Annotated in this window: 18 protein-coding genes and 1 pseudogene; 10 read left to right on the forward strand and 9 right to left on the reverse strand. The window is 67.6% G+C overall.

Annotated features, from left to right (window positions below; all coding sequences use genetic code 11):
* The first annotated feature begins 33 nt into the window (after positions 1-33).
* Positions 34-1731 (forward strand): pentapeptide repeat-containing protein, encoded by a 1698-nt coding sequence (locus BMW88_RS37830; RefSeq protein ID WP_143116449.1) that lies wholly within the window; start codon positions 34-36, stop codon positions 1729-1731.
* Here BMW88_RS37830 and BMW88_RS37835 read toward each other — a convergent pair.
* Complete coding sequence (locus BMW88_RS37835; protein WP_245778333.1) at positions 1715-2635, reverse strand: helix-hairpin-helix domain-containing protein; 921 nt, start codon at positions 2633-2635, stop codon at positions 1715-1717. The two genes, BMW88_RS37830 and BMW88_RS37835, sit on opposite strands and share 17 nt — an antisense overlap.
* A gap of 181 nt (positions 2636-2816) precedes the next feature.
* On the opposite strand from BMW88_RS37835, the gene BMW88_RS37840 reads away from it, so the two are divergent.
* Genes BMW88_RS37840 through BMW88_RS41450 form a run of 4 tightly spaced genes read left to right on the forward strand, consistent with a single transcriptional unit; the run spans position 2817 to position 5873 of the window.
* Positions 2817-3890 (forward strand): tyrosine-type recombinase/integrase, encoded by a 1074-nt coding sequence (locus BMW88_RS37840; protein WP_245778334.1) that lies wholly within the window; start codon positions 2817-2819, stop codon positions 3888-3890.
* Positions 3887-4210: a helix-turn-helix domain-containing protein gene (locus tag BMW88_RS37845; protein ID WP_089961025.1), complete on the forward strand. Its 324-nt coding sequence runs from the start codon at positions 3887-3889 to the stop codon at positions 4208-4210. Before BMW88_RS37840 ends, BMW88_RS37845 begins: the two co-directional genes overlap by 4 nt.
* The gene (locus tag BMW88_RS41445; protein WP_143116450.1) at positions 4207-5199 is read left to right on the forward strand and encodes a hypothetical protein; all 993 of its coding nucleotides are present in this window, start codon (positions 4207-4209) and stop codon (positions 5197-5199) included. The genes BMW88_RS37845 and BMW88_RS41445 overlap by 4 nt, the downstream gene beginning before the upstream one ends.
* Positions 5200-5225: 26 nt before the next feature.
* Entirely contained in the window at positions 5226-5873 is a 648-nt protein-coding gene (locus tag BMW88_RS41450; RefSeq protein WP_143116451.1) for a hypothetical protein, read from the forward strand.
* Between the two features lie 418 nt (positions 5874-6291).
* Here BMW88_RS41450 and BMW88_RS37860 read toward each other — a convergent pair whose 3' ends face one another.
* From BMW88_RS37860 to BMW88_RS37880, 5 genes and pseudogenes are all read right to left on the reverse strand, one after another.
* On the reverse strand, positions 6292-7131 hold the full coding sequence (locus BMW88_RS37860; protein WP_089961034.1) for a hypothetical protein: 840 nt from the start codon (positions 7129-7131) through the stop codon (positions 6292-6294).
* Entirely contained in the window at positions 7128-7568 is a 441-nt protein-coding gene (locus BMW88_RS37865; RefSeq protein ID WP_089961039.1) for a hypothetical protein, read from the reverse strand. Before BMW88_RS37865 ends, BMW88_RS37860 begins: the two co-directional genes overlap by 4 nt.
* On the reverse strand, positions 7565-10141 hold the full coding sequence (locus BMW88_RS37870; protein ID WP_089961043.1) for a hypothetical protein: 2577 nt from the start codon (positions 10139-10141) through the stop codon (positions 7565-7567). Before BMW88_RS37870 ends, BMW88_RS37865 begins: the two co-directional genes overlap by 4 nt.
* A 66-nt stretch (positions 10142-10207) precedes the next feature.
* On the reverse strand, positions 10208-10681 hold the full coding sequence (locus BMW88_RS37875; protein WP_143116452.1) for a hypothetical protein: 474 nt from the start codon (positions 10679-10681) through the stop codon (positions 10208-10210).
* A gap of 718 nt (positions 10682-11399) precedes the next feature.
* Positions 11400-13718 (reverse strand): annotated as a pseudogene (locus tag BMW88_RS37880) (error-prone DNA polymerase); the annotation flags it as partial.
* 338 nt (positions 13719-14056) lie between these two features.
* Between BMW88_RS37880 and BMW88_RS37885 the strand changes: the two are divergent.
* Positions 14057-14365, forward strand: coding sequence for a hypothetical protein (locus BMW88_RS37885; protein WP_089961055.1), 309 nt, complete (start codon positions 14057-14059; stop codon positions 14363-14365).
* A 250-nt stretch (positions 14366-14615) separates the two neighbouring features.
* On the opposite strand, the gene BMW88_RS37890 is transcribed toward BMW88_RS37885, so the two are convergent.
* Both BMW88_RS37890 and BMW88_RS37895 read right to left on the reverse strand, forming a co-directional pair.
* Positions 14616-14984 carry a hypothetical protein gene (locus BMW88_RS37890; protein ID WP_089961058.1) on the reverse strand — a complete coding sequence of 123 codons (369 nt, stop codon included), beginning with the start codon at positions 14982-14984 and terminating at the stop codon, positions 14616-14618.
* A 59-nt stretch (positions 14985-15043) separates the two neighbouring features.
* The gene (locus BMW88_RS37895; RefSeq protein WP_089961061.1) at positions 15044-15637 is read right to left on the reverse strand and encodes a helix-turn-helix domain-containing protein; all 594 of its coding nucleotides are present in this window, start codon (positions 15635-15637) and stop codon (positions 15044-15046) included.
* A gap of 91 nt (positions 15638-15728) precedes the next feature.
* Between BMW88_RS37895 and BMW88_RS37900 the strand changes: the two genes are divergently transcribed.
* The 4 genes from BMW88_RS37900 (at position 15729) to BMW88_RS37915 (ending at position 18097) form a co-directional block, all read left to right on the forward strand.
* Entirely contained in the window at positions 15729-16109 is a 381-nt protein-coding gene (locus BMW88_RS37900; protein ID WP_089961066.1) for a hypothetical protein, read from the forward strand.
* Between the two features lie 168 nt (positions 16110-16277).
* Positions 16278-17288 (forward strand): AcrVA2 family anti-CRISPR protein, encoded by a 1011-nt coding sequence (locus BMW88_RS37905; RefSeq protein ID WP_143116453.1) that lies wholly within the window; start codon positions 16278-16280, stop codon positions 17286-17288.
* Positions 17289-17468: 180 nt separating this feature from the next.
* Positions 17469-17663, forward strand: coding sequence for a hypothetical protein (locus BMW88_RS37910; protein ID WP_089961072.1), 195 nt, complete (start codon positions 17469-17471; stop codon positions 17661-17663).
* A 5-nt stretch (positions 17664-17668) separates the two neighbouring features.
* Entirely contained in the window at positions 17669-18097 is a 429-nt protein-coding gene (locus BMW88_RS37915; protein WP_089961073.1) for a hypothetical protein, read from the forward strand.
* A 248-nt stretch (positions 18098-18345) separates the two neighbouring features.
* On the opposite strand, the gene BMW88_RS37920 is transcribed toward BMW88_RS37915, so the two are convergent.
* Entirely contained in the window at positions 18346-19167 is an 822-nt protein-coding gene (locus BMW88_RS37920) for an SAM-dependent methyltransferase (RefSeq protein WP_245778335.1), read from the reverse strand.
* Positions 19168-19398: the final 231 nt, after the last annotated feature.

The following is a 19398-nucleotide window of genomic DNA, read 5'->3' on the forward strand; positions in this document are numbered from 1 at the left end:
TTGCACACCGCGACGTTCCGGCAACGTACAGGCATGACCACTGCTGAACCCGCGCCTCCGTCTCGCCGGCGCCCCACCCTGGACAAGCCGCGCCCGGCCAGCCCGCAGCCGGGACCCGACGAGCAGCTGCCGTGGGCCGTGCCGGTGCTCGGCCTGGTGGCTCTGGTGATCATCGCCGGCGGGGCGTTGTGGGCGACGCTGGACTGGCTTGAGCGCATCGCCGCGGTGAAGGTGGATCCGAGCACAGCGATCAACGGCAAGGACTATGTCACCGCCAAGCTCGACGCCGTGAAAATCGCGTTGAGCGTCGTGGCCGGCGGCGGCGCGCTGTTCGCGCTGTACCTCGCGGTGCGCCGCCAGCGCACCGCGGAGCGGGACCTGCGCGCGCGGCTGGACGCCCAGACTCATACCGAAGACGACGCACGGGCCCGTCGCGTGACCGAGCTCTTCACCAAAGCCGCCGACCAGCTCGGTTCCGACAAGGCACCGGTGCGGCTGGCCGCCCTGTACGCCTTGGAACGGCTCGGTCAGGACAACCGCGACCAACGCGCCACGATCGCCAGCCTGTGGTGCGCCTACCTGCGCATGCCGTACGCCCCAGCACCGGCGGCCCTCACCCCACAGCCTGCGGTCACTCACCCGGCGGGAGGAGTGCCCCGGCCGCTGCTGCGTGGCCCGCGTCGACGCGCCGGAATTCACCGCCCCGACCCCTCGGCACAGCCCGACCCGATGGCCGTGGACGTCGAGGCGCTGCTGGAACGCGACGTGCGCCTGTCCGTGCAACGCCTGCTCGCGAAACACCTCCTCACACGCCCGGATGGCCAGCACGTCCTCGACTATTGGCCAGAGATCCCCGGCCTCGACCTCACCGAAGCAACCCTGATCAACTTTGACCTGAGCCACTGTTCCGTGCCCTCCATCAGCATGGATGGTGCCACCTTCACCGGCACCACCCTGTTCGCCGGAACGACCTTTACCCACAACGCCTCGTTCGTCGGCGCGACCTTCACCCGCGGCGCCTTGTTCGCGGACGCGACCTTCACCCGCGACGCCACGTTCACCGGCGCGACCTTCGCCCACGACACCTCGTTCGGCTCCGCGACCTTCGCCCGCGACGCCTTGTTCGGCTCCGCGACCTTCGCCCAGGACGCGTTGTTCGGCGGCGCGACCTTCGCCGGTAGTGCCCGGTTCAGCCGCGTGACCTTCACCGGCGGCGCCGAGTTCAGCACCGCGACTTTTACCAGGACCGCCTGGTTCAGCCACACGACCTTCGCCCGCGACGCCCGGTTCTCTGGCGCCATCTTCACTGGGGACGTCGAATTCGGCGGCGCGATGTTTACCGGCGTCGCCGCGTTCGCAGGAGCGACGTTTACCGGCACCACCCGGTTCAGCCGCGTGACTTTCACCCGCGTCACCTCGTTCATCGGCGCGACCTTCAGCGGCACCACGTGGTTCGCCAAAGCGACCTTCACCGGCGACACCACGTTCGCCAGTGCGACCTTCGCCATCGACACCTGGTTCAACCACGCCGTGTTCGCCTCAACAGCCAGATGTCTATCGGCTCGGGTCCGGCTGCCTATGGAGCGCCCGCCCCAACAACTTCCGCCCCAAGGCGGCGCCTGGCCACAAGGCTGGGCATGTGTCGCTGCCGAACCGGCGGATGAGGACGCCCAGTGGGGGTGGCTGCTTCCGGTGCCGGTGGTCTTGAGCCAGGTCACGGACCTGTCGTGAGTCCAAGCGGCTCTATCCGGTCGGCGAGCACGCTGACCGCACCGCCGGCGCGCTCGACGACGCCACGCGCGAGCAGCGCGGAGCTACGTTTGGCGATCTGGCCGTAGCGGTTCCAGGCGCCGGCGCTGACGATGACGTTGAGCATGCCGGTCTCGTCCTCGAGGTTGAGGAACGTGGTGCCGCCCGCACTCGGCGGGCGTTGGCGGTGGGTGAGCGCGCCGCCGACGAGGACGCGGGTGCCGTGCGCAACGTGGGCCAGCGCCGAGATCGGCAGGGCGTCGAGGGTGGCAAGGTGGTGGCGGACGAGTTCGATGGGGTGGGTGTTGGGGCTGATGCCGGTGGCCCACAGGTCCGCGCACACCAGGTCCCAGGTGCTCATGCCCGGCAGCGCCGGCGCCGTGTCGCCGATGGTGGTGGTGTTGGGGAGCTGGTTGGCGTGTTCGCGGGCGGGCAGGGCGACGTTCCACAGCGCGGTGCGCCGGTCGCCACCGGCGAGCTCGGCGAGCGCGCCGGCGGTCGCAAGGGCTTCCAGTTGGGGTTCGGTGAGGCGGGTGCGGCGGCCGAGGTCGGCGAGGTCGCGGAAGGGGCCGTGGGCGAGCCGGTCGTCGACGACCTGCTGGGCGACGTCGGCGCCGAGACCGCGGACGCCGGCGAGGCCGAGCCGGACCGCGCGGCCGCCGGCGCTGCCGGCGTGGGGTTCGAGGATGGGGTGGGCGAGGCTGCGGGTGATGTCGGGGCCGAGGGTGATGACGCCGTGGCGGCGGCCGTCGGCGACCAGCGACTCCGGGCTGTAGAAGCCCATCGGCTGTGCCCGTAGCAAGCCGGCGAGGAACGCGGCGGGGTAGTAGAACTTCAAGTACGCGCTGCTGAACACGTGGTGCGCGAACGACAGTGAGTGGCTCATATGCGACATCACTTGAGTTCGTGGGTCTTCGTGCGGAAGCGGAGGGGCCGTTTCCGTCTGGACCAGGGCGTACAGCGAGTTCCACGATGGAGCACCCCGCTGTGATCGTTTTTCAGGATCTCTGAAAAGATCACTTTCAATCTGAGGTTCCTCGGGCTGGGTGAAGGTGAGGTGTCGGTTGGTGCTGGCTGTGGTGCGCAATCTGCGTGAGCGTCGTACCGCGCTGTCGGCGGAGGAGCTGCTCGACTTCGAGACCGACGTGATGGCCGGGTTCGTGCTGGCACGGGCGTCGGCGGGGCTGGCGGACGGCACGATCCGCAACGACGTGTCGAACCTGGAGCAGGTACGCGCCTGGTTCGACCAGCCGTTGTGGGAGATGCAGCCGACCGACGCCGACAAGTACTTCGGCCAGGTCATCCGCCATGCCGCCAAGGGCACACGGCTGGCCCGCGCACAGTCGATGCTCACCTACTTCGCGTTCCTCGAGCTACGGCACAAGGCGGAGATCCACCAGCTCACCGGCCGGGTGGTCGAGTGCCCGGTCGACGAGATGAACCGGCCGCGCGGCAACAAGCAAGCCGCGCTGCGCATCCCGCCGACCGCGGCCGAACTGGGTGTGTTGTTCAGCGGGTGGCGCGGCGAGCTGATCACCTGCCGCAAGTACGCGCCGATGGCACGTAACTACACCGCGGCGAAGCTGATGTCGCTGGTCGGCTTGCGGGTCAACGAGGTCCGCTGCCTAGACCTGGATGACGTGAAGTGGCACCTGGGCCGGTTCGGCAAGCTGCACGTGCGGCTGGGCAAGGGAACTCGTGGCAGCGGCCCGCGCGAGCGGATGGTGCCGCTGATCAACGGCGCCGACGTGCTGCTGCGCTGGTTCATCGAGGACGTGTGGGGCCTGTTCGACGACGACCACACCCGGCCCGGCGCCCCGTTGTTCCCCTCGGAGCGGCACAACCGCGACGGCACCGCCTGCCGCGTCGGCGACGACGCGCTGCGCGCCGGCCTGGCCGCTGCGACGGCGGCGCACCTGCCGGGCTGGGCGGACAAGCTCACGCCGCACGTGCTGCGGCACTTCTGCGCCAGCGATCTGTACTTGTCCGGTGTGGACCTGTTATCGATCCAGGAGATTCTCGGGCATGCCTGGGTGGCTACGACGATGAAGTACATCCATATCCACCGCACTCGCATCGAGGACGCCGTGCTCGCTGGGCAGCAGCGCGCTGCCCAGCGGCTGGAAGGACTAGTGCCATGAAGTGGAACCTGCGGCTGGCCGCCGCTCAGCGCGGCATCTGGAAGGCCAGCGAGTTGCAGCGGATGCTGGCCGAACGCGGTCTGGTGATCTCGGTGGGCAAGATGTCGGGCCTGTGGTCGGGCAACCCGGTCAGCATCAAACTGTCCGATCTGGACGCGCTGTGCGCGGTGCTCGACTGCGGGATCGAGGACATCATGAGTCCTGAGCCGGGGACGTTCGCCTTGCCCGGCACGCAAGCCGAATCGCAGGCGGCCACCGGCGGAGTACGCCCGGAGGTCACGCCCAAGCGCCGAGACGGTCGATCGCTGCCCCCGGCATGAGCACCTGGTCCGACGATCGCCCGGTCGGCACGTGCAACGGATGCCTGGCCTGGGGACATCTCTTCGCGCGGCGATTCTGCGTCGCCTGTTACCTGCATGACAGCAAGTCCCCGCGTGGACGCTGCCGCGGCTGCCGTCGTATGTCCGCGCTCAAGCAGCGACGCTGCCGGCTGTGCTGGGACCACGCGCGCACTCAGGCGCATCTGTCCGGCAACCGGAACATCACCGCAGTGCACCTGATCGCCGAAGTTCATGCCCCGCAACTGTTTCTCGCCAACTTCATCTCGATGATGCGGCGGCCAGGCTGCTCAAGCCGCTCGCGCACCAGCACACACGGACGCGCCGTGCGGGATGCGTTGCCACCGGCCGAGCAGTCACCCGACGCGCCACCCTCACCAGCGGATGGGCAACTCTGCCTGTTCCGGATCTGCGAGCTCGGCGCGGTCGTCTACGACGATGACCGGCACCAACCCACTGCCAGTCATCAAGCGCTGACCACGGCCCTGGACCTTCTCCCGCACCTGAGCGAGATCAACGGCTGGAGCACGACCTCTGCTGCCAACACCCGCCGCGCCTTGGCGATCATGCTCGCCGGCTACGCCGAGGGCGACCGTCTCACCCACACACGACTGCTCGCCGCGCTGCGCAGGCCAGACCGGCGCCTGTCCACCGAACGAACTGTCCAGGTCCTCGAGCGGATGGGCATCTACGTCGATGACCGGCGTCATCGCGTTGACGCGAACCTGGAGGCCAAGCTGCGCGGCCTCACACCGGAATCGCTGCCGAGACCACACGCTGGATTCGCGAGCTCGTTGACGGCGGGCCGCGTCGGGCTCCGCGCAGCAAACAGACCGCTCTGCGCTACCTGCATGCGGTTCGCCCCGCACTGCTGGAATGGTCACAACGCTACGACAGCCTGCGCGAAGTCACCCGTGACGATGCCCTGTCCCACATCGAGCTCTACTCCGGCAACTCGCGCCAGCAACTGACAGTCGCACTGCGCTCCGTGTTCAGCATGGCCAAGAAAGCCGGTGCTATCTTCCGTGATCCCACCAGCCGCATCCGTGTCGGCGCAGCCGTCGCCGGCACCCTGCAACCGCTGCCCGACGCGGAGATCCGGCAAACCGTCGCAGCGGCAGTCCGACCAGCCGACCCGCTGATCATTGCGCTGGCCACCATTCACGCCGCCCGCGGCCACACCATCCGCACGGCCCTGCTGGACGATGTCGACCTGGGGAACCGAAGAATCACCCTCGGCGGCCGGGTCCAACCTCTCGATGAGTTGACCCATCGAGCGCTGCTCAGCTGGCTCGACTATCGCCGCACCACCTGGACCACGACGCCCAACCCGCACCTGCTCATCAACATCCGCACTGCCTCCACCACCGCGCAGGTCAGCCACTCCTGGCTCAGCGACGCCATCCGCGGGCTGCCCGCCAACCTGGAGCGACTACGCATGGAACGACACCTCGAAGAGGCGATCACCCACCGCGCCGACCCTCTCCACCTCGCAGCGGTGTTTGGCGTCGACGAGAAAACCGCGCTGCGCTACGCCAGGCACCGCACCCAATCAGCCGGCTGCCCAGCGGCCGCTCACGCCGGTGAACCGCACGTCATCGCCCGACCTGGGCATCGTGACGGCCGGCATCCAGTCAGCCGATAGGAGAAGTCCTCGAGATCAGCGGGACGTGCGGATGGATTCGGTGTCGAATTGGTTCCACCGCCAAGCGATGCTGGGGATGGGCGGCGGTGTGAGGTTCAAGCCGGGCAGGGGCCGGTCGGTCACGGCGAGTGCTTGGGCGATCATGGCGTAGCAGGGATTGTTGTCGTGCCAGGTGAGGACGTTGCGATGCCGTTGCCGGCGTCGCCGAGGACCCGCGCCAGTGCCGGACTGGCGTGACGCAGGAGTTGCTGGCGCAAAGCGACGACGAGCAGCATCGTGCGGTTCCACAACTCGATCGCCTCGACGGCCGCCTGTTGCGGTGCGCACAGTGCAGGTGCTGCATCAGCACAGTGATCAGGTTGGTGTGCTGGGCGCCGGTCCCGTCAAGTGTCTGCAACGGGTTCAAGGATTTGTCGTATTACTTCAGGTATTCTTTGGGGAAGTGGTGCCGGATCCACTTTTCGGCCCACTGAAATTCTTTGTCGTTATTGATATGCATGGAGTAGGCCAGGGTTTCATCGGGCATATAGGCAGCGAGTGTACGACTGCCCGGTGTCCAATCCTGGGGTATTCTCCCGCCTGGAAATTGTGCCTTCCAGTGTTCTTCTACGCTGGAGCGGCTGCTCCCGTCGAGATGAGATAATTTTTCCAGATTGCAGTAGTACTGCTGACACCAGGTGTCACGGGCGACTTCGTACCTGCTGCGTTCAAGCGTGGTAAAGGCCGGATCCTTCATCAGTCCACCCAGTCGTCGACCCCATTCCGGGCGAGTGTGGGGGGAGCTTTCGGGAAAAAGCGTGGTGAAGGTGATGCGACTGTCACTGGGCAAGCACAGGGCACCTTCAAAACGCTCCTGATAGGCCTTGCGCGTGTACGCGGTGAAGTCCGCGTTCTTGTAGTTCAACAGACGTTCCCGGTCATGTTGCAGACGTGAGACGTCCAGGATCTGGTGGGCCCTATTGGGAGCGAGCATCAGTGCGAGCCCTCCGAGGGTACGGCCCACGTCGGCGACGAAACGCTGCTGGCTGCCCGCATCCGGCGGCAGCGTCCACCTGAAGGCTCCGAGGTGGTAGTCGGAAACGGCAGAGTTTGCGAGTAGCTCGTCCACGAGGACTTTGCGCACCTCGTCGAGAAGCTTTTTCGTGTCGACCAGGCGCAGCGTTCGATCGAGGTGTTGGCGGTCCGGCTCGGTCAACGAGATTTTTTCGCAGTAGTGGTCTACGACCTGTTTCAGTTCCCGGTCGTCCGCCCAGGTCATGTCGAGGACCCCGTCACCGCGGCGGTCAGCAACAACGCCAGTTGCTGGGCGATGTTCCGGTTCTCCTGCGCGACCTCACCCTCCCATCGGTACGGGATGGTTCCTTCGCGGTCGTTGCACAGGGCCGACAGGGTGCCGCTGAAGGTGTGCATGGTGCGGTCGAACCTCGCCTGACCCCACAGGTAGAAGCCGGTGTTCCGGCACGCTGCCGTGGCGACCGAGCGCAGGTCGAAGTCCAGCACCAGAGTGCCGCGCTCGTCGTGGAACTCGGACCAGGCGGTGATCTCCTCTGTCTCCAGCCGGACCTCGGTTTGCGCGCCGTCGGGGCCGTTGGTGAAGCTGATCGCAAGCAGGAGTCCAGGGACGAGTTCGTCACTTCCCCTATGGCCGGCGCGGCTGGTTGTGTACCGGACCGCCTCCGGTTGCGGCGGTGTCACGAGCCCGCCGTCCCCAACAGCGTCTTGGTGTCGGATTTGTGTGCGTCCTGCTTCGGATCGGGCAGTGCATCCACGAAAGGCTTTCCGTGGTTCTTCATGAAGTCGTCCATCGGATTCCGCGGCGTGGTGGTGAACCACTGAATAATCGCCATGACGATACCGGCGATGGCCAGGACGAACCCGATGATCGGCAGCGCCAATCCTGCCACGAACAGTGAGGCGATCGCCACGACGGCACCGAGGAAGGCGACGGCGAAGTTGAGCGAAGCCCAAAGCGTGTCTATCGGACGGCCGTTCTTGATGGCGTCCAGGAGGTCGACGAACGCCACGACGGTGAGAGCCACGGCCACTGCGGCGCCGAGGATCTTCATCACGCCCGACAGCACACTCTTGGCGAAGAGCACCTCGAACATCGTACCCTTGCCGACCTGCTTCAGCAGCGGCTCAAGGGCCTTGGCCGCAGGAGTGATCCAGTCCTTGGCTTTGGTGATCTGAGCCGCCAGCGCTCCGATTCCTTCCAGCGCCTCGATTTTACCGAACCACCCGGAAAGCTTGCTGAGCACCCCGAGTTTGCGTGCGATGTGCGCGGTACCCTTGTAGGCGTCCTTGACGGCCTTGAAAGCTTGGAGCCCCAATTCGGTGGCACTGATCACCGCTTTGGCGCGTTCCTGGGTAGTCATGGACTTCCAGTCAGCCTTGGTGAGCGCTGTCACCGTCTGGTAGACGCTTCCTACCCACAGCAGCGGGAAACTCAGTTTGCCGGCCATGGCCAGCTTCGGGTACTTCTTGCCGATCGTGTTCGCCCAGCTGCCCTCGACCGCCTTGGCCTGGTCGAACCTGTTGGCGACGTTGCCGTGGGAGACGATGAGCTGCGCGATGTCGCCGACGACAGCCATCTCGTTCTTGGCCAAGAACTCGAGTGCCGCTTTCGCTTCGATGGCGGACATCGTGTCGAGTTGGATGGTACCGTCCTTGATCTTTTCCAGGTACACTTTGAGCGCGTTCGGCAACCAGTCCTTCACCAGGTTGATGTCACCACTGCGCGCATCGGCACTGGTCTTTCCCACCAGCACGGCGGTGACACGCTCGTAGTAAGTCTTGGCCGTTGCGCCCGTCGGATCCAGCGTCGCGAGCAGCAGTCCGTTCTTCTTGATCACCCGCAAAGCGGCATCCCTGGCGGTTTGGATGTGGTAGCTGTTGAACAGCTGGGTAAAATTCGTGCCGGTCGTCAACCGCTGCAACGCCTTCTGCGCCCAGGCATTGCCGTCATCGGCGATGTAGTCTTGCAGCTTTGGCCTGACGGCGAGATACGCCTCCCGGTACAGACCTTGGTGCTGGATGTTGAACTCCGGCTTCTGCGCGATACCCGCGCTGAAGTAGTTGTCCAGCTTCAACGCCTGCTGCTGCGAAAGTTTCACCGTGCAGCCGGAGTGCTGGTTGAACGATTTCGTGAGATAAGCGCAGCCGAACTCGCGGTAGAAGGCTTCACCTTTCTTGGCGAGCGCCTCCTGCTCCGTGTTCAAGGTCGGCGCCGAGGTCAGCAGGAAGTCCTTGAGCCACCCCTTTTCGGGTTCCTGCCGGCCCATCGCCCACTTCATGTTGCGCATCAACTTGTCGTTGATCAGTTCGCTGACGACGTCCTTGCCGCCGTCGATGGCGTCGGGCGGCGTGAGGGTCACCAGGTTCTCGACCGCCAGCCCTGAGTAGACGCCCATTTGCACGTCGTCGTCCACTTGCGTGGTCAGGGCGGACAGGACGACCTGCGGAACGCCGCGGATCGGCAGGTTGTCGGCGCGCTGCTCGGGCACTCGGCGTGGTGTGGCCTCCCACAGCCACACCTTGTCCGTTGCGGCAGCAGTGCCACAGGTGGCCCGCACTGCTCCGACACCCTTGCCGTACTGCTCCGCGATCGGGAACTTCAACTCGGCCTCGCGGTAGAAGCCCGGGTCGCTCTCGATCAGCGCTGAGCACTCCTCGGAGCTGGTCGAGATCGTCACGACGAAATTGTTGCCTTCGATCGACTGTGTCGAGTTCGACAGCTCCTGGAACTCCCCCTTGGCGTCGGTCAACTCGATCTTGGCGTAGATCGTGCCGGAATCGTCGTAGTCACTGCTCAGGCGCAGGACCCTGCCCGTGGTCCACTGGTCGGCCGGCACGGTCTTGGGGTCGGTGCCCTTGGCGTGTGGCGAGACGGTGATCCTGGTGTCGTACACGGCCGGCGGCGGCAGCGTGCCGTGCACGCTGAGCCGCACGGCGTCGTCCGCGCTCGTACCGATGCTGATGTCGCCGCTCACGGTCAACCCGTCGTCCAGGAACCGCAGGACACCCGCGCTGAAATGCCCCTCGAACTCCTGCGTCCAGGTCACGAAGTCCTTGTCCCAGCAGGCGGTGCTGATCGGCACCTCGCCGAGGTACAGCTCGCTGCCGCGCAGCGCGAGCTGCTCCATGCCGGGAATCCTGCGGTAGTCATCGCCGTTGTCGGTGTCGGCGAGCAGGTGGTAGACGGTATCGATTCCGCCGATCGGGCGCAGCGCGGCGGTGTCGCCCGCAGACTGGGTGGTGGTGGTGGTCATGTCGGACCTCTGTCTCCCCGGTCGGCGTCGACCGGTATGGGCTGGACTGGTGCGTGTGGGGGATTATCAGCAGGTGCTGCTGTTCCAAGTCAGTTCGCGGTAACCGTCGCCAACCCAGTAGCTACCCGACCACCGGTAGCACTTGATGAAGTCCTGCGAGCCCGGTGACCGGGCGACCTTGAGGGAAATGTCGACGACTTGCCACTTGTCGTTCCAGAAACCGGCGTCGTAGTGGATCCGCACGCGGTCCCAGGCGGCGTCCTCGGTGGCGTCACATGATCCCTGGCGGTAGGAACTCTCTCCCGATCGCCCGTTCTGGATCTCGGATCCCGACCACTGCCCGGTTTTGAAGGTCTCGTCGTTGCCGGCCTTGCCCAGTCCCACCCAGTCCACGAGGTTGCCTCCGGCGCCAGAGTCCGTGCCGGTTCGGATCCACCACTTCCCGTAGCAAATGTCGGCCTGATCCATCGATGGAACATCGACGGCAGCGGAGGCGGAAGCAGGGACCGCCGGCACGCACCCGAAGACGGCGGCGACCATGAGAGCACTGATTCTTCGCATGAAATCCACTTTCTCCGGGCCAGCGCCCATCCGCTAGAGCCATCACACGACCGCACGACGAGATACCGCTTACGCGTGATTGCCATCGCTGCCGAGGTCACGCGGATCACGCGTTGTCGATCACCGCCGATACCGAAGAAGATTCACTAACCAGCCGCTACCACCGCAATTCCCGTGCAAGTGCCAGGATGTGTAGAATTATTCGCAATCCGAAACCTTTACCCCTGGTCGATACCCTGTTTCACCCCGTTAGTGAACATGGGACCAACCGCACACGGACCGCTAGATCAATCGGGTTCTTCGGCTCTTCAGCGGGGGATCACGAGCGCGACGATGTGTCGTCGCTGCAGACGGTCACCGTGCGGGCGACACGGACATGCCCTGCCATTGGATCTGTCCGGATCGCGGCCTGTCCTTCGCGGCGAAGGCCAACGACATGGCCACCACGCCGCCCTGCCCGATTGCTCCGCCCAGCGGCGATCGCAGTGGCAGGTGGAACACAACAGGTTCACTGTCACCCCCGTCGCTGACGTGCCCGCGCAAGGTTCGCCAGGACGGGACACACTCCTCGCCACCGCGATCGAAGACGGTAATGTGAGTTGCCATCGAACCCACGGGTCGAGCCCTTGTCCTCACTGGAACGGCCCCTCGGGTTCCCTGCAAAGAACCTTCACTCTCGCTGAACTCACGGGAGTCGCGGGAAGCCGTAGCCGGAGAAGGCCTTGACCTGGGTGTAGATCTTGTCGGCGACCGGGCCGCGGATTCCGTTGCGTGCCATGCCTTCGTAGAACCGGGCGCGTAGTTGCTCCATTTTGGACTCGCTGCGTTTGGAGCCCATCGCGCGGCGCAGTTCGTCGGCTTCGGCGGGGGTGAACCCGGCGACGTCGATGGCGATCTGCATGACCTGTTCCTGGAACAGCGGCACGCCGAGCGTGCGGTCCAGGGCGTTCGCGAGCAGCGGGTGGTCGTGCTTCCAGGCGGCGCCGTTGCGGCGGGCGATGTAGGGGTGCACGGAGCCGCCCTGGATCGGGCCCGGCCGGATCAGCCCGACCTGCACGGCCAGGTCCCAGAAGGTGCGGGGCCGCACGCGGGGTAGCGCGCCCATCTGCGCGCGGCTCTCCACCTGGAACACCCCGACGGTGCCGCCGGCGCAGAGCATGTCGTAGACGGCCGGGTCGTCGAGGTCGAGGTGGGCCAGGTCGACCTGCACGCCGTGGTGCTCGGCGACCAGGTCGACGGTGTAGTGGATGGCGGAGAGCATGCCCAGGCCGAGCAGGTCGAACTTGACCAGGCCGATCGTGGAGCAGTCGTCCTTGTCCCATTGCAGCACGGTCCGGCCCGGCATGCGGGCCTGCTCGACCGGCACGATCTGCGAGACCGGCCGGTCGGCGATGACCATGCCGCCGGAGTGGATGCCCAGGTGCCGCGGGAAGCCTTCGATCTGCCCGGCGAGCTCGAGCACGGCCTGCGGGATGTCGGGGTGGGACTCGGCGCCGAGCGGGGTCCAGGCGTCGATCTGCTTGGACCAGGCGTTCTGCTGGCCGGGGGAGTGCCCGAGGGCGCGGGCCATGTCACGCACCGCGGAGCGGGCGCGGTAGGTGATGACGTTGGCGACCTGCGCGGCGTGGTGGCGGCCGTGCTTGTCGTAGACGTACTGGATGACCTCCTCGCGGCGGTCGGACTCGATGTCGATGTCGATGTCAGGAGGCCCGTCGCCCCGCGCCGGGCTGAGGAACCGCTCGAACAGCAGGGCCCAGCGCACGGGGTCGACGTTGGTGATGGCGAGGGCGTAGCAGACCGCGGAGTTCGCGGCCGAGCCGCGGCCCTGGCAGTGGATGCCGCGCTCGTGGCAGAGCCGGACGAGGTCGTGCACCACGAGGAAGTAGCCGGAGAACCCGAGCTGCTCGATGATCGCCAGCTCGTGGTCGATCTGCGCCCAGGCCGCCGGGTTGGTCTCGCGCGGCCCGTAGCGGTCTTCGGCGCCGCGGTAGGTGAGCTCGCGCAGCCAGCTGGCTTCGGTGTGGCCGGGCGGCACGTCGAACGGCGGCAGCGACGGCGCCACCAGCGCCAGGTCGAACGTGCACTCCATGCCGAGCGCGGCGGCGTTGGGGACCGCGGCCGGGTACCGGCGGAACCGGTGGCGCATCTCCGCGCCGCTGCGCAGAAACGCCGCCGGCGCCGGAGGCAGCCAGCCGGCCATCTCATCCAACGACGACCGCGCCCGCACCGCCGCCATCGCCGCGGCCAGCCGCCCCCGCGCTGGAGTGGCGTAGTGCACCTGGTTGCTCGCCACCACCGGAACGCGGGCGCGTTCGGCCATCGCGACCAGCACGTCGTTGCGGCGGCTCTCACCGGGCAGGCCGTGGTCGACGAGCTCCACCGCGACGTGTGCGCGGCCGTAGACGTCGATCAGGCCGAGCAGCGCCTCCCACTCGCCGGCCGTGTCGCCGGCGTCGAGCGCGCGGCGGACCGCGCCCTTGCGGCAGCCGGTCAGCACCAGCACCTGGCCGGCGAGCTCGTCGGCGACCCCGGCCAGGTCGTAGACCGGCCGGCCCTTCTCGGCCCCGTCGCGCAGGCAGGCTGCGCTGATCACCCGGCACAGCGCCCGGTAGCCGTCCAGGCCGCGGGCCAGCGCCAGCAGGTGCGTGCCCGCCGGATCCGGCACCCCGGCCTGCGGCGCGGCCAGCCCGAGGCTGAGCTCGGCGCCGTAGAGGGTGTGCACGCCCAGCTCGCGCGCGGTCTCGGCCAAGCGCACCACGCCGTACATGCCGTCGTGGTCGGTCAGCGCGATCGCGTCCAGCTCCAGCCGTACTGCCTGCTCGACCAGCTCCTCCGGCGAGGACGCCCCGTCCAGCCACGAGTAGCTTGAGTGCACGTGCAGCTCGGCGTACGGCACGCGCCGCGAGGGCAGCTCACGGGCGATCGGGCGGTCACGCAGATCCTGCGGCGGCACGTAGCCGCCGCGCGTGCGCGACCACGCGGCCGTGCCCTCGGCCAGCTCGGTATGCCGGCGCATCGCGTCGGACGAGTCCGGGGTGGACGTCATGCGGGCAGGCCTCCCACGAAGCAGCACGAAGCGCTGAGGGGAAGTCAGCCGCGACTCGACCAAACGGTCGAACGCGTGTGCGATTCTGCGTGAGCAGCGGCGGCGCGTCAAACGCACGGCTGCTTGCGGCGAGGCGCCCTCTCCGTCACATGAGCGAGCTAGTCGTCACCGTTCAGGTCATGGCGCCGCGTAGAGGAGAGCGTCCCGGTGCTCTTCGAGGTACGACATGCGGTGATACAACTGGGATTTCGAAGTGTGTGCGAGCTCTACACTCGGTCCTCGTCACTTCAACGTGTGGTGGTTGTCCGATGAAGGAAGGCTTCAGTCAGGCCGCGTACAATGCGGCTTACCGCCAGCTCGCCGACGCGTTCTACAACGGTGACATCAGCCAGACAGCAGAAGCGATCGTCGATGAGCTCCAGGATCGACAACGACAACATGGAATGAGCTACCTTCTGCGGCTGGCTCAGTCGTTCGACGGTCGAAGCGACCTTGTTCGTGCGATCGTGCTCGCTGGACTCGATGGGTCGGCAGCGGCGTTCGGCGCGGTTGACCCAGCGGTGGCCGCAGCGGCGAAGGAGCTGCTGCGATGTGAGGTGCAGCAGGCGGAAGCATAGCTAGCCTCCAGCCGCTGATCCTCAGAGCTGATGGTGCAGTCGGCGCTGTCGCCGCTGCCGAGGCGGTCTTCACCGGCGCCACAGTGATGACGGGAGCTGCGGCGGAATCCGCCGAGCCGTGTGGCCGACAGGATGGACGGTGGACAATCAGCGCCAGGGGGCTGCGGTACCTCGCTCGATCCAGCTCGTGAGGGCTGCAACCCTGCGTGTGCAGGAAGACGCTTCACTGTTCGCGTTACTCCTCGAAACTTCAGGCCTCGGTGTAGGCGTTCTGGCGGACGGTGCCTTCGGTGGGCCGGTCGGGGTGGCCTTCGGGCAGCCAGCGCAGCCGTTCGTTGTGCTGGGCGCGCAGCGGGTCGGGCGGGAGGAAACCGGCCGGGAACGGCACGCCGTGGTGCCCTGCGGTGATCACGGCCCGGTAGACCCGTTTGCCCTGGTGGTGTGGCGACTGCTCGGTGTACCCGACGATCTGCTCGCCGTGGCGGACCGTGACCTCGCCGGTCGCCTCGGGGGCGGCCGGGGTGCCGCGCACCACGGTCAGCCCCATGCCCGGCCAGTCGGCGGCGGACCCGCCGAGAAGCGCGTCGAGCTCGGCCGCGCTGAGGATGGTGTTCGTCATGGGGGCAGCCTGCCAGGCGGTACCGACAATTCCAGCCGGTGCCGCCGCGGGTAGATCGATCACGGGCGGCCGCCGCCGAACTCCACGTCTTCGGGCTGGATCAGCGGGTAGCCGTGCTGCCGCAGCGCGGCCAGGACGGCCTCGACCTCTTTCTCCCGCCGCTCGAGGATGTCGTCTTCGCGGTTCCACTCGACTCGCGCTTCGATGACAGCGCGTTCGGCGGGGATGTTGACCCACCCGTTCCACCGTTCGGTGTCCAGCCCGGCATCCTGGGCCTCCCGCACGGCCACCACCACGTTGACCTGGGCTTCGAAAAAGCGCGCGGCGGCGGCCTTCGTCTCGGTGTAGGCCTCGTTCGCCCGGCGGTTGGCGTCTTGGAGATCGGAGAGGCGGCGCGTGAGTGCCGGTTCTTCGGTGAGGTGGGTCCAGCTGCTCAGTCCGAGGGCCTTGCCCAGCGCGACCGCCTCGCTGATCTTGACCGGCCGTTGGCCACGCTCGATCTTCCAGATGGTGGCCTGGGTGAACCCGAAGCCGCGCTCGCTCATGCGCTGGGCCAGCTCGTCCTGGCTCACCCCGCGCTGCTCGCGGAACTGCCGCAGGTTGACCGCGACGTTGCGATCGATGTCCGGCCCTTCCGGGGGCACGTCGCTCATGGCTTCACTCCAAAACAGTGTTAGTCGGCAATCCAAATCGTAGTCTACTCTCTAAAGGAGTCGCCCCCCACGTCATTTTGGAGTCGGAAGCATGGAGACCGCCACGAACGCCCAGTGCGCACTCGAGAAGACCGTGCAGGATCTGCGTGAACAGCTCGACCACAACACCCGGACTCTGGCCTTCCTTCCCCCCGGCTCGGTCACCTACGACCGGCTCGTCGACCGCGTCGAGCACCAGACCGCCCAGCTCCTCGCCTACGAGGATCGGCTCGACAGGCAGCGGCGCGCCGCCGAGCGCGCGGCGCTGCAACGCCACCGGCGCCAGCAGCAGAACGAGACCCTGCTCGGCGGTGGCCTGTTCATCGCCATCGGCGCCGTCATCACCTACACGGGCTGGGGAACCTGGTGGCTCGTCCTGGCCGTCCTCTTCATCGCAGCCGGGCTGCTCGCCCTGGTCGCCGACGACGTCTGACCACATGTGGGACACGTCGAGCCGGGCCGGCGGCGACCACATGCACATCCGGTCCACAAGCTTGTGCCGCGGCGACCGGATACCGACCACCGAAGCAGCCGCGGCGCGATGATCAAGTCTGCGGCCCAGCGGTATCGTTGTCGCGTTGTGTTCCCCGCTGGCGCGGGGGTGTTGCTGCAGCGCCGGTCCTCGCGGACTGGCGAGGATCGCTTTCCGCTGCCGGCCCAGTCGGCTCGCAGGGTGGCTGCGGCACGCCCTGACCTGCTGAGCGAAGAGGACACCATGCCCGACACACCCGCCACCGACGTGATCGGCCGCGTTGACGCGCTGCTCAAGGAAAGCCGCCGCCGCTACCCCGACGCACTCGCCACCGCCGGCCGCTTGCGCGAATCCCAGCACGGGCGGCAGCTGTCGTGGCCGTCGTGGTGCTGGCCGCCGATGGCCGGCTTCCACGCCTACCTCACCGGCAAGGGCGTGTTCCCGGCGCTCGAGCTCGGCCGGGTCACCGCGCTCACGCTGTGGCGGCTCGGCCGCGGCGTGTACGTGCCCGACACAGAGGTCGCCGACAACGCCGCCGGCACCCTGCACGCCACGACCTCCGGCGGTGCCGCGGCGTGGGATCGCGCTGTGCTGCTGCGAGTGCAGGACTGGGCGCGGCTTCCCGAGTGGTGCTGCTATCTGAGCTTTCCCAGCGGATTCGAGCGCCGCGAGGACGTCGACGCGGTGCTCGCGCCGGCCGGGGTGTTCGTACACCTGGAGCACGACCACAACACCGGCAGGCCCGAACTGCGCCTGCTGCTCGACATCGACGGCACCTGGGACAACCTGATTCCCATCCCGGTCTACCTCGACCGGCCGACTCTCGGCGCGGCGCTCGCCGACGCCGGAGCCGTCACCCAGGCAGTCCAAGCCGGGCACATCGGCGCCGACGTCCGTTCCCTGGCCGGACCGACGCGCACCGACGCCGTGAGTGGCTTGATCGCCTGGAACGTCCTGCCGCTGGCCTTGAGCCTGATCGACCCCGACGCCCGGTTTGCCGGCCCCACCTCACCCGGAACCGTGCCGGCACCGGCCCAGCGCCACGCGGGCGGATTGTGGAAGCCCGCGCCGGCGACAACGCAGTGGAACATCACCTACCGCTCGCCCGGCCCGCATCTGAAGCTGGTCCCCACGATGTAGCTGCCCGCACGACGAGGATCGCGGTCACGCGGCATGTCCCGACGCTGCCCGCGGCGGCCTCGCAACGCGCCGAGCTCGGGGCACCTCCGCATCAGCAACACGGACGGCGTCGAGCACCCATCCGGTGGCGGCCGCTGCTCGCTATCGCGGTGCCCGCGCACCGGGCGGTACGGTGTGCCCATGTCCGAGCAGGATCCCGAACCGTCGACGGTGGTGTGGCGCGAACTGCCGAACTGGCATGCGCGCAGCATGGCCGCGGGCTTTCAGGCCCTGCGGGATCTCTTCGGCGGCGAGCCTTCCGAGCGCGCCCGCGCGGTCGTGCAACGAGAGTTGTACCGCGAGCAGGTCGAGATCCCCCCACGCGCGGCGGGCTGACAAGGTTGGACGGAGTCGAAGGCTGGGTGCTCGACACCTCGGCCGTGGAATGGTTCGCGGCCGGCAAGGATTACGCGCACGCCGTGGTTTTCGAGTCGATGCGGCACATCACGCCCCTGCTCGTCCCCTCCACCGTTCTGGCCCTGGCCTACGCGCGGATTCCCGAGCCCGCCCACCACGCGATCGACGTCCTCATGGGCTTGCCGATCGTCGACCTCCACGACATCGACAAAACCACGGCCAAGAGCATCGGCGCCCTGCTGGCCGCGCCCATCGACAAGGACGAGGCCCACGGGCTCGCCGCGATGGCGGCCGCGCACACCGTCGTCGCCGCCCGCGTGCGGGACTGGGCGGTCATCAGCGACAGCACCGCGCACCTGCACGCGTTCGAGGGCACGAAGGTCGACGTCAAGCTGCTCCGCGACGACTTCTGATCCCGCAGTTCCCCCGATCCGGCAGCTACGGCGTGACAAGCCAGGCCTCGGTCAGGTCATCTCACCGGCGTGAGCAGACAGCGCAACACCCGGCACGGCGATCCTTGTTTCGGTCACACGGCGCGGGCGACGAGAAGGCCGCGCTGCACCACCTCGCCAAGGGCGCGCCCATCGCGGTGAGCACCGGCGATGACCGTCGCCTCGGCAGCCGGACGGGGTTGAGCCGGAACTGGTGGTGCAGCGGCGGATCACAGGCGTCGTCCGACGCCGGCGTACAGGCCGTCCTGCCCGGTGTCGTGCACGTCGGCCAGCCCGCCGCCGGGCCGCCAGCTTGAGGTCGTCACCAGGCCCGGCTCGACGAGCTCGTAGCCGGTGAACAGCTGCAGCACCTCCTCGCGCGTGCGCGGGAAAACGTTGTCGCGGGAGGACTTCATCGTGCGGATGATCTGCTCGCCGCGGATGGCGGTGAAGTCGTCGGTGAGGTGGGTGAGAGCGAGGTAGCTGCCGGGTGCCAGCGCGTCGCGGTAGCGGGCGAACAGGCCCGCGGGGTCGGCGCCGGGAGGGATGTAGTGGCCGATGGTGATGGCCAGCAGTCCGACCGGCTGGCCGAAGTCGAGCAGCCGGCGGGTCGGCTCGGCGTCGAGCACGTCGTCGGGGCGGGTGATGTCGGCGTCGACGATGTCGGCGTTGTCGTTGTCGGCCAACAGCAGCTCGCTGTGCGCGACGGCGACCGGTTCGTAGTCGACGTAGACCACCCGTGCATCCGGCACGGCGTCCTGGGCGATCTCGTGGACGTTGCCCACGGTCGGGATGCCCGAGCCCAGGTCGAGGAACTGGCGCACCCCCGCGTCGAGCATGAACAGCACCGCCCGGCGCAGGAACGCCCGATTCTGCTGGGCGATGCGTTGCACCCCCGGCTGCACGGCTTTGATCCTTTCCGCCAGCTCACGGTCGGCGGCGAAGTTGTGGCCCCCGCCGAGCAGGAAGTCGTAGGCCCTGGCGGCGCTGGCGATGTTCGGATCCACCCCAGCGAGCAGCAGCTTCTCCGCTGCCTCGTCCCGGGAGGTCACCGGCCCTCTCCGGAAGTGAAGACGCCGGGCCGGGTGAGGTGATCGAACTCCGATGAGGTGTGCACGCGACTGACCTAGCCCCTCGACGCCAGCCGGTCAACTGGGCCTCGATGGTGTCACCCGATCGCGCCAGTGCCAGGGGGCACCGGGGGACCGGTACATGACGGCGCCGGCCCCTGCGCGGCAGCACCGCACGTCGGTGTCCCGGGCAGCTCGAAGCCCTCGCCCCTG

The sequence above is a fragment of the Lentzea xinjiangensis genome, from assembly GCF_900110955.1.
Lineage (GTDB): Bacteria > Actinomycetota > Actinomycetes > Mycobacteriales > Pseudonocardiaceae > Lentzea > Lentzea xinjiangensis.